Consider the following 12272-nt stretch of genomic DNA (forward strand, 5'->3'; position numbering starts at 1 on the left):
ATAAATATCCAAAGAAATCTGAGCTGTTTGCTCAGATTTCTTTTTAAACTGATTCAGTATATTCTATTTGCATCTGCTATCCAGTTGTAAGTTTCTGTCTGTGCCCGACGTGGATTTTCATTATCCTTATTTTCTAATTCATTACTGCCCTGAATGTTTACAATTCTTCTTTTTGTATTATCTTCTAACTGCAGCTGAATTATTTTATTGATTTCTTCAATATGCCTTTCATCATACAAAGGGAAAGCGACTTCAATTCTTCTGTTTAAATTTCGGCTTAACATATCGGCAGAAGATAAATAGATTTTTTCCTGTCCGTTATTGGCAAATTTGTAAATTCTGGAATGCTCTAAAAACATATCGACAATACGATAGATTTTTATATTTTGTGAGATTTTTTTAATTCCCGGCAAAAGCGTGCATATTCCGCGAACTATTAATGTAACTTCAACATCTGCCCTGCTTGCTTCAATAAGTTTATCAATAATATCTTTTTCATCCAGTCCGTTTACTTTTAAAAATACCGAAGCCGGTTTGCCTGCTTTTTTGTTTTTTATTTCGGTATCTATTAATTCCAGTATTTTTTCTTTCATATTAAAACCAGCGGCTAAAATATGTTTTGGCTCAGTTGTTTTTTTCTTGGTTTTTAAAAAAGAAAAAATCTTTTTTAAATCGTTTGTATAGGCCGTTTCTGCTGTAAAAAATCCAAAATCTGAATATATATTTGCCGTACTTTCATTAAAATTTCCTGTTGACAGATATCCATAATTCTTTTTATTACCGTATTTATCTTTCATGGTAATCATGGCCGCTTTGGCGTGTACTTTTAAATTCGGCAGGCTTTGAATGATTTTTATACCTGCTTTCTTCATTTCTTTAGACCAGTACAAATTATTATGTTCGTCAAAACGTGCTTTTACTTCAACAAAAACGGTTACTTTTTTGCCATTTTTTGCAGCGCTGATTAAAGCATTTGCGATTAAGGATTGAGAAGAAATGCGATACAGCGTAATTTTAATCTCGGTAACATTTTTATTAATTGCCGCCTGATTAAAAAACTGGAGCACATAATAATACGACTGATAAGGAAAATGAAGTAATTGATTTTTTTTATTTATCACATCAAAAATTGATTTATTGTTTTCAAAAGGCAGATGCGGAAGATTTGGATAATACGCTCCCTGAAGCTTTGGGGTAACCGGATTTGGAAATCTGAATAAATCGAAAAAATTATGATGGCTTCCTCCCTTTATCATTTCACTTTTGTAAAGTTTAAATGCTTTTTTACAGATCGAAAAAGAATCAGCATCCATATTCGAATCATATAGAAATCTTGTGGCAGAACCTCGTTTACGCTCTTCAACCTTTGCTTCAATTTTGGCTATTAAATCGCCTGTATTTTCGTCTTCTATCAAATAATTTTCATCTCGGTTTAATTTTATGGCATTACATGAAATGATTTTATCTGACGGAAAAATAAGTGATAAACATTTTCGAATTATAGTATCAATGGAAATAATATAATGTATGTTTTCTATGCTTTGCAACTGTTTAAAACGATCTAGTTTATCAGAAGGAATATTTAAATAAACAAAATTATAATTGCCTTTGCTGTCTTTAAGTTTTACTAAAAAGTATAAACTGCGATTGTTTAAGAAATAGGTTTTAGGCTGATTCAGTGTAATGTAAACTACTTGTATATAAGATAGAATAATGCTTTTAAAATAATATTCGATCTCATTTAAATGTTCCGGCAATAATTCCTGATATTCATAATATATAATATCATTTAAAGCCAATTCAGTCAGAATCGAATAACTCCATATTTTCCCAAATCTATTTTGCTGAAGGTTTACTTCATTTAAAACATTTTCCAGAAGATCGCTGCTTTTCTTAGTTTTCTTTTTTAGAAGTTTATTTATTTTTACCCTGAAAAACTCATCCAGATTAGAGGAATGTATAGCCAAAAATTTAATTCTGTCATATACTGCATTATTTAAGTCTTCTGCTTCATCCAAAATACAATTATTGAAAGAAAGCCAAGATATTTCTGAAGGAATAAGATAGTTATGCACGTTTTATATTTTATGATTACAACTGAATTAGTACTACTAACTTCGTAAATTTAAGTCATTATTTTTTCTATACTGCGTCACAAAATCAAGTAATTAACTAAAAAATAAAGTATTACTAACACTGCATACAATTATTCAGTCTGTTTCTAATAATATTTAAACGAAACATTAACTGTAGTTTAAGAAATCAAAAACTTAGAGAGAGAAAAAACTCTTTTATTATTTCAGATACAATTTAAATTTAATAGCCAATTTTAAATTCAGTTGAAGATTTTTTAATACAGATTAGTTATAATTTAAGCTTTTGATCCAGTTTTTTTATCAATTCCGGCAAAAAACCCCTATATTACAAATTGGGAAAGGCCAGTTTTGTTGGGATTTTGGCCAAATATTAATTTTTAAATTAAAAAAATGAAACGATTATTACAATGGACTATTATCATTCCGGCATTATCATGGATACTTTTCTTCAGCGGACTTATAGAGGGAAGCAGTATTTTTCAAATTGCTGCCAGTATATTACTTATTTTAAGCGTTATGTCGGCTGTACACCATTCCGAAATAATAGCAGAAAGAGTTGGAGAACCATATGGAACAATTATTTTGGCTATATCAATTACCGTAATAGAAGTTTCGATAATTATATCCTTAATGATGTCAGATGGCCCGGAAGCAGTTTCACTTGCCAGAGATACAGTATATGCGGCAACTATGCTTATTCTGAACGGGATTATTGGACTCTGTCTTTTAATTGGAGGTTTAAAACATTATGAACAGAATTTTTCTGCTTCTTCTGTAACCATTGGTTTGGTATCCCTTATTTCAATTATAGTATTTACACTCGTATTTCCAACTTTTACAGAAAGTGTTTCAGGATCATATTATTCGGAACCGCAGCTTGTTTTTGCTTCTATTGCCTGCATAGTTATTTATTCCTCTTTTCTGTTTGCACAAACTACACGATACCGTCAATATTTCCTGACTGAGGGTGAGGATGAAAATGACGATACTGCTAAACGCATTACAATTGATACTAAAACATTCTATACTCGTTTGATATTTTTAATTGTTAGTTTAGGCATTGTAGTATTACTTGCTAAGACACTCTCTCCTACTATCGAAAGTATTATTGTGAGTTACAGACTCCCAAAAAGTCTGGTTGGAGTTATAATTGCCATTATTATCCTGCTGCCCGAAGCTGTGGCTGCTATTATCGCAGCAAGAAAAAACAGATTACAAACCAGTATAAATTTAGCTTTGGGTTCAGCTTTGGCAAGTATTGGATTAACGATTCCCAGCGTTGCAGCTGTCTGCATTATAATGGATATGCCCATTATATTAGGGCTCGATATTAAATCTATTGTTTTATTAGCCTTATCTGTATTTACCGTAATGCTGTCACTTAGTAAAGGAAAATCGAATATAGTTTACGGAGTTGTACTTCTGGTTAACTTATTTGCTTTTATTTTCCTTATGATATATCCGTAATCTTCTTTTTACTGCATCAAAGAACAAATTATAAGGTTTGTTCTTTGATGCATTTTATTTTTTTAGAAGATGAAATTCTTTCAATAAAACCTTAATTGAATTTTCTAAAAGGAATGTTTCGCATTCCTATTCTCCACTTATTGTTAGATGGATCTTTAATTTTAAAAATTAAAGACAGCCGCTCCCCTTTTTCACTGCACACAACATCTCTTTTACTTTTTTTCAGTCCAAAAGACTGCAAATGCATCATTTGTATTACATAATGCATCAAATTTACTATTGAAATTATTGTTGTAAAACTAAATTTACAACCTTAAATAATGCCGATTTCGCACAAATAAAACAGCAAAATTATATTATTCATTAAAAAAGTAAACTTCAATAACTAATACCAAAAATATTTAAGATATAAACAAAACCACCTAATGAAAAAACAAATTAAAAATTATGCCTTTCTACTGTTAGCCCTTTCTATGAACGGATATGCACAAACCAAAAAATATATGGATACCAAAAAACCAATTGAAGACCGTATTTCACTTTTGATGAAAGAAATGACATTAGAAGAAAAGGTAGGTCAAATGAATCAATATAATGGTTCATGGGATGTTACCGGACCAAAACCAGAATCTGGTTCTAATGAAGAAAAATACAATAACATAAAAAAAGGATGGGTCGGTTCTATGCTTACCGTTCGCGGTGTTAAGGAAGTCAGAGCAGTACAAAAAATTGCTGTTGAAGAAACCCGACTTGGAATTCCTCTTATTTTTGGGTTTGATGTTATACACGGATACAAAACCCTAAGTCCTATTCCGTTGGCAGAAGCGGCAAGCTGGGATTTAGAAGCCATCAAAAATTCGGCACGAGTAGCAGCACTTGAAGCTTCAGCTTCAGGATTAAACTGGACTTTTGCTCCTAATGTTGACATTTCAAATGATGCCAGATGGGGAAGAGTTATGGAAGGTGCAGGCGAAGATCCATATTTAGGAAGTAAAATTGCAACGGCAAGAGTAAAAGGTTTTCAAGGGGAAAGTTTCAGTAATACCTCTATTGTGGCCTGCGCGAAGCATTTTGCCGCTTATGGTTTTGTAGAAGCTGGCCGAGAATACAATAGTGTAGATATGAGCAATTCTAAATTGTACAATACCGTTTTACCGCCTTTTAAAGCAACGGTAGATGCCGGAATACGCACTTTTATGAATTCATTTAATACCTTAAATGGTATTCCGGCAACAGGAAGTGTCTTTTTGCAAAGAGACATTTTAAAAGGTGCCTGGGGATTTAAAGGATTTGTAGTATCTGACTGGGCTTCTATCGCCGAAATGATTACTCACGGTTACGCTGCAGATGCAGCCGATGCGGCTAAAAAAGCGGCTATTGCAGGTTCTGACATGGATATGGAATCGAATGTATATGTAACAGAATTAGTTCAGTTAGTAAAAAAAGGATCAGTAAAAGAAAGCGTGATTGACGATGCTGTACGCAGAATTCTTCGAGTAAAATTTGAATTAGGTTTATTTGACGATCCTTATAAATATTGTAATGAAGCTCGTGAAAAGACAAACATTGGCAGCAAGGCAAATAATGATGACGTTCTGGATATGGCCAAAAAATCGATTGTTTTATTAAAAAATGATAAAAACCTTCTTCCTTTAAAAAAATCGGGAGCTAAAATTGCTTTAATTGGTGCTTTGGCAAATGATAAAAACAGCCCTTTAGGAAGCTGGAGAATTGCTGCTGATGATAATACCGCTGTTTCTGTACTCGAAGGAATGCAGCAATATAAAAACAGCGCCTTAGTTTATGAAAAAGGAACAGATGTAGCCTTAAATAAACAATTATTCGTAGACGAAGTAAAAATTAATACAACCGATTTTTCTGGATTTGAAGCGGCAAAAAAAGCAGCAAAAGAAGCAGAAGTTGTGGTAATGGTACTGGGTGAAATTGGTTTTCAAAGCGGTGAAGGACGAAGCAGAACAGAATTAGACTTACCTGGAAACCAGCAGCAATTATTAGAAGAAGTTTATAAAGTAAATCCAAATATTGTTTTGGTTTTAAACAACGGACGTCCGTTAGCTTTACCATGGGCAGCAGAACATATTCCTGCTATTGTTGAAGCCTGGCAGTTAGGAACACAATCCGGAAACGCAATTGCACAGGTTTTATACGGAGATTACAACCCAAGTGGTAAACTGCCAATGTCATTTCCCAGAAATGTAGGCCAATGCCCTATTTATTACAATTTATACAATACCGGAAGACCTACAGATAAAGATAAAAATGTGTTTTGGTCACACTATTCTGATGTAGAAAAAACGCCTTTATATCCTTTTGGTTATGGATTAAGCTATACTTCTTTCGCTTATAAAAATTTAAAAATTGCAAAACCTTCATTTCAAAAAGGAGAAAAAATTGAAATTTCTGTTGAGGTTACCAATACAGGAAATTTTGACGGAAAAGAAGTAGTTCAATTGTACATAAACGATCCTGCCGCCAGTATTGTAAGACCTGTAAAAGAATTAAAAGGTTTTGAACTTATCGAATTAAAAAAAGGAGAAACTAAAACAGTTCAGTTTACTTTAACCGATGCAGCTCTTGGTTTTTATGACAATGACGGTAAATTTTTAGTAGAACCAGGTTTATTCAATGTTATGGTGGGCTGGAATTCTAATGATGGACTTACAACTAAATTTGAACTAAAATAAAGTATTTTAAAAAAAACACATAGAAACATAGATTCATTATTTGTGAAGAAAGAAGTTAAAAAGAAACTCATTTCTCAAACACAGCTATGTGAATTAAAAATAAGTGAAACGCCTTTTTTTAAGTAAACAAAAGCTATATTTCTATGTGTTAAAAAAACTACTCCAGCAGAATAGTTTTTTGTTACAACTCTATATCCTGAGTACGATAATTCCTTATTTGGCTATTTATCATACTCAGGATTTTGGCAATATGCCAGATTTGAATAAAAAAAATTAAGTGTTCTGTTTAGTTTTATTAATATTGTTTTCTATATCCTAAAAAAAACATTTTACAAACAAGCGGATAATCAATACTGTTACATCTAAATGAAAAATACCACCACTATCCTTTTATGCTTTTTCAGCTTTATAAACTGCCTGTTTTCTCAAGGTAAATTTGACAGCTATCAATTTAGAAGCATACAGGAAACTACCTCAAAACGAGCTGTTTCTTCTATCATTCAGGATAATAATGGTTTTATATGGATAGGCACAAACGGTGCGGGTTTATATCGTTATGACGGTGTAAATTATTTTGGATACAAATACGATAAAAAACCCGGCTCTGTAAACAGCAACTTTATTTATGCCACATTTATCGATTCCAATAATAACCTCTGGGTTGGCACTGATGAAGGTTTGTGTTTGTACAACAGAGATTTAGATAATTTTACCAAGATTAATATTGAAGATGTTATAACAAAGGGATATAGTGAACCCATTACTGTAAAAACAATTATTGAAGACAATAACGGCAACTTATTCTTAGGCGCTTATGGTTTCGGATTATTCAAACTAAACATAAAGACTTTAAAGGCTTCTTTAGTACAGTCAAAAGTGTTGGACAAGCCCAATTTTCTAATAAAATCTTCGATAAAAAGTAAACAGGGAATTATTTATTTAGGAACCAGTTACGGTCTTTTGGAAATTGACTTAAACGGAAAAGTAAAACAGGTTTACAAAGACAAATTTAAAAGAGAACCTTTACTCGACGATATAGAAAATCTTGTCATAGATAAATTTGGATATATATGGCTGGGAACAACAGAAAACGGTTTGATAAAAATTAAACCCGAAACCGATAATTACCAATTTGAAAACTATCCTATTACCAAAAACAAAATCCTGTCTATTGTACAAAGCAGTCTGGATTATATTGTATGCGGTACAGAAAATGACGGATTACTGGTTGTAAATTACAAAGGACAAGTACTGCGAAAATACCTGCACAGCAAATACAATAATTTCAGTTTAAAATCTAATTCTGTCTGGTCGCTGTATGAAGACAAGGAAAAACGACTTTGGCTAGGATATTTCAATAAAGGACTTGGTGTTTTTGACAAACCCAATAACAAATTCAATTCGCTGGAATCTCTTGCCAATAATGATAATTCTCTACAGACCAGTTATGTAACATCTGTTATAAAAGATAAAAAAGGAAATTTATTAATAAGCAATGAAGGCGGCGGACTCGACATTTATAACCTTATTGATAAAAGTTACATTCACGTTAACCAGACAAATCAAAACTATTATTCCGGTTTAGACGCAGTTGATATTCAGACCATATTTATAGACAGCAGGCAAAATATCTGGATAGGAAGCTGGGACCGAGGTATTTACTTTCTAAAAAATGGAACTTCCCGATTCGTAAATTATAATACAGCCAATACATCTGGACTGAAATCTAATCGAATTTTTAGTTTTGCCGAAGATTCTAAAGGCCGAATCTGGATTGGAACTTTTATAAAAGGACTGCATTATTTTGATAATAAAACCAGCACATTTGTGCATTGCGATTCTAAACCATTTGCAGAAAATACCTTAGATAATGCTTTTATCCGCAAAGTTTTTGTAGACTCAGACAATGTACTTTGGGTAGGAACAATTTTAGGATTGTATCAGGTTAGTTTAAAAGACGAAACGAATTTTAAAGTAACGAAAATGCGCGATGCCATGTTTAGCGGCATAAATAAACACAACAGCATTCAAACTATTTTATCTATTTATGAATCTAACGATAAAACGATCTGGATAGGAACAGATGGTCAGGGATTATTTAGCTACAATAAAAAAAATAAGATATTTTCTAATTATGATGATTTTCCAGGTTTTAAGGAAAAATCTGTTCGCGCTATAATTTCAGACAATAATGGTTCTTTATGGGTAAGCGGCGGATCTGGTTTGACAAAACTTGATTTTAAAAATAAAAAAAGCACCAATTTTAATAAAGATGACGGTCTTATTGACAACGATTTTAATAATAATGCCGTTTTTAAAGATGGAAATGGAGAATTGTATTTTGGCGGTTACGAAGGCGTAAATTATTTTAATCCCAACGAAATTAAAAAAGCAGAAAAAGCACCGAGATTGTATTTCAGTGATTTTAAATTATTTAATAAATCTGTAAAACCAAATGAAGAAGGTTCGCCTTTAACCAAAGTAATTTCGCAGACTAAAGAAATTACGCTCAACTACACACAATCGGTTTTCACGATTGAATACGTGGGAATTAACTACAATTATTCTAAAAAAAATCAATACGCTTATTATCTGGAAGGTTTTGAAAAAGACTGGAATTATGCCGGAAATAACAGAACGGCAACCTATACCAATCTGGCGCCGGGCAATTATACTTTTAAAGTAAAATCGGCCAATGCAGACGGAACCTGGAGCAACAGCCAATTAGAATTAAAAATAAAAATACTTCCTCCGTGGTGGAAAACCATTTGGGCGTATTTAATATATACCGCTATTTTAATTTTCCTGATTAGATACTTAAATAAAATCTATCAAAACCGTTTTAAAGCGAAACAGGCCATTATCTTAGAAAAAGAAAAATCAATTCAGCTAGAGAAATTAAACAATAAAAAATTACAGTTTTTTACCAATATCTCGCATGAATTCAGAACACCTTTAACGCTTATTATTAATCCGCTGGAAGACATTTTAAGAAGCAAAAAATTATCGCCTGAAATTCATAATAAATTAAAAATCGTACACAAAAGCTCTGACCGACTTTCGAGACTAATTAATGAGCTTATGGATTTTAATAAATTGGAGTTTAATAAAATTTCACTTCAGGCCAAAAAAGTAGATGTCACAGCTTTTACAGAAGGAATTATTGGGTATTTTGATGAAGAGGCAGCTGCCAGAAACATAACCGTTAACTTTGATTCATCTCAAGATGAACTTGAAGACTGGCTGGATCCTAAAATGCTGGAAAAAATACTTTTTAATATTATTTCTAATGCATTCAAATTTACGCCTGATAATGGTTCTATCACCATTTTTATAGACACAGCCGAAACAGATAATGCTTTAATAATTGATGGAGAAAAAGTTCCTTCCTACTCTATAACCATTACAGATACCGGTTCTGGAATACGCAAAAAAGATCTCAATAGAATTTTTGACCGCTTTTATCAGGTCAATAATGTAAACAAAGATTATTATGGCAGCACAGGAATTGGTTTAGAGGTTGTAAAAGAATTTATTGAACTTCATAAAGGAAAAATTGAGGTTGAAAGCCAAGTTGGAGAAGGCACAAAATTCAAAGTCACATTTCCGTTAGGCAATTCGTTTTATAAGAAAAGTGAAATTATCGATGAGGTTTTTAAAATAGAAAAGAACAAAAATCAATTTTTATTTGACGCTGCTAATAATCAAACAGATGAAGATGATTTTACAGAAACGTCAATCGACAACGCTGCAGAAGAAACTGCAAAATCATATACGGTTTTAATTGTTGAGGACAATCCTGAACTGCGAAATTATTTAAAACAGGAATTAAGCAAATCATACAAAGTTATTACAGCCGAAAATGGTAAAAAAGGCTACGAACTTGCCGTACAAAAATTACCGGATTTAATCATTACAGATGTTATTATGCCGGTCATGGATGGATTACAGCTGTGTAAAAACATAAAAGGAGACTTAAAAACAAGTCATATTCCTTTGTTAATGCTGTCGGCAAAAGCAATGGTAAAAGACCGATTAGAAGGCATAGATTCAGGCGCAGATATGTATTTGAGTAAACCTTTTGAACTGGATATCTTAAAATCAAGTCTGGCGCAGCTTATTACCAGCAGACAGATCATGTTTAAGAAATTTTACAGCGGCATTACCAAACAAGGAAAAGAAAAAACAACATCACTGGATAATGATTTCATTCAAAAAATTCTGCATTTCATCAATGAAAATATCAGCGAGCCGGAATTGACTGTAGAACTCCTGTCATCTAAAATATATCTAAGCAGAAGCCAGCTGTACAGAAAAATAAAAACACTAACAGGCGTTTCTGTAAACGAATTTATTCGAAATGTACGATTAGAAAAAGCAAAACAGCTCATAGAACAAGGCAACAATAATATTAATGAGATAAGCTATAAAGTTGGTTTTACTTCTCCCTCCTATTTTGCCAAATGTTATAAAATTAAATACGGCTATCTGCCTACTCAGGAAAAAAGAACAAAAGAATAAAGCAGACAAAAATCAATTTAAAAAGAGCTTCGGTTACAATAGACTGCACCCAAAAGTTTAGACAAATTAATAATTAAGTTTTATAATAATGAGCTCGATATTGTATCGGGCTCATTCCTTTTAGATTAAGTTTAATCCTGTCATTATTATAATAATTTATATACTCGATAATCTCTTGTTTCAATTGATTAATGGAAGTGTATTTTTTTAGATAAAACAACTCTGATTTTAATATTCCAAAGAAGTTTTCAATTATCGCATTATCAAGACAATTGCCTTTTCTGGACATGCTTTGCATAATTCCTTTTTTCTTTAATAAATGCTGATATTGTATCATTTGATACTGCCATCCTTGGTCAGAATGCAGAGTCAGATTAGTATTATCGGGTATTTTTTTAAATGCTTTTTCAAGCATATTTAAAACTTGATTAAACACTGGTCTTTGCGATAATTCATAGCTAATTATCTCTCCATTAAACAGATCGATTATCGGCGATAAGTACAATTTATTGCCAGAAACATTAAATTCAGTCACATCGGTTGCCCATTTTTGATTAGGTATATCAGCCTTAAAATTGCGCTGCAGTAGATTAGGGGCTATTTTTCCCTGCTCTCCTTTATACGATCTGTACTTCTTGATTCTGATTAGACTTTTTAATCCTAAAAATTTCATTAATCGAAGCACTGTTTTGTGATTAATTAAAATCCCCTCTTTTTTGAGTAATAGAGTAATACGTCTATATCCTAACCTGCCCTTATGATAATTGTAAATCTGTTTAATTAAATCTTTTATCTCTTGATATTTATCGATTACCTGACCTTTCTTTTCATAGTAATAATACGTACTTCTAACCATGTTCATACAATTTAGCAAAAGATCTAAATCATACTTATGCCTTAATTCCATTATGGTTTGAGCTTTTTGTTTTGATTGGCTTGCTCGGCTTGAACTAAGGCGTTGAACTTTTTTAGAATTTCGTTCTCAGCGCGCAGGTACTCTAACTCCTTTAAGAGTTCCTCTTCCCTGGTTAAAGGTTTGTCTGTTTTTCGTTGCTTTCTCTTAAAATTCATAACTGCTGGTCTGCCACGTGATTTAAGTTCTAAGCCTGCCAAATCATCTTTTGCATATTTTCTTTGCCAGCTAATTATGGTTGACTGCGCTGGAATTTTGAAAATCAAGCAGGCTTCATCCAAAGATAAAGACTTATTTTCAATGGTTTGTATTACTTTTAATTTAAAGTCTGCAGTATAAACTTTATTTTTCTGCCTTGGTAAAAGACCTTCAATTCCAAATTCATTATAGCGGCTAATCCAGCATGTAAGGTTGCTTTCAGCTATCTTGTTTGCTCTAGCTGTGCCTTTAACCGAGTTATGCCTTTTCATAACTTCTTCTACACAACGAAGTTTAAATTCACAATTGTACTTGACTTTTCTTTCCATAAAAATGCCCCCAAATAGTGTCTAACTTTTTGGGGGCAGTTCA

Annotated in this window: 5 protein-coding genes; 3 read left to right on the plus strand and 2 right to left on the minus strand. The window is 32.3% G+C overall.

Annotated features, from left to right (window positions below; genetic code table 11):
* Positions 1-53: 53 nt before the first annotated feature.
* Complete coding sequence (gene ppk1 / locus ACTJIW_RS18990) at positions 54-2075, minus strand: polyphosphate kinase 1 (protein WP_440716234.1); 2022 nt, start codon at positions 2073-2075, stop codon at positions 54-56.
* Between the two features lie 411 nt (positions 2076-2486).
* Here ppk1 and ACTJIW_RS18995 point away from each other — a divergent pair, with 411 nt between their 5' ends.
* From ACTJIW_RS18995 to ACTJIW_RS19005, 3 genes are all read left to right on the plus strand, one after another.
* Positions 2487-3563, plus strand: a complete 1077-nt coding sequence (locus ACTJIW_RS18995) for a calcium:proton antiporter (RefSeq protein ID WP_440716233.1) — start codon at positions 2487-2489, stop codon at positions 3561-3563.
* Positions 3564-3988: 425 nt separating this feature from the next.
* Positions 3989-6268, plus strand: a complete 2280-nt coding sequence (gene bglX, locus ACTJIW_RS19000) for a beta-glucosidase BglX (protein ID WP_440716232.1) — start codon at positions 3989-3991, stop codon at positions 6266-6268.
* Between the two features lie 366 nt (positions 6269-6634).
* Positions 6635-10789, plus strand: a complete 4155-nt coding sequence (locus ACTJIW_RS19005; protein WP_440716231.1) for a two-component regulator propeller domain-containing protein — start codon at positions 6635-6637, stop codon at positions 10787-10789.
* A gap of 73 nt (positions 10790-10862) precedes the next feature.
* On the opposite strand, the gene ACTJIW_RS19010 is transcribed toward ACTJIW_RS19005, so the two are convergent.
* A protein-coding gene (locus ACTJIW_RS19010; protein WP_440718436.1) for an IS3 family transposase occupies positions 10863-12229 on the minus strand; the annotation gives its coding sequence in 2 pieces (ribosomal slippage) (positions 10863-11761 and positions 11761-12229; 1368 coding nt in all).
* Positions 12230-12272 lie beyond the last annotated feature (43 nt).

Source organism: Flavobacterium sp. 22659, assembly GCF_052044235.1.
Lineage (GTDB): Bacteria > Bacteroidota > Bacteroidia > Flavobacteriales > Flavobacteriaceae > Flavobacterium > Flavobacterium johnsoniae.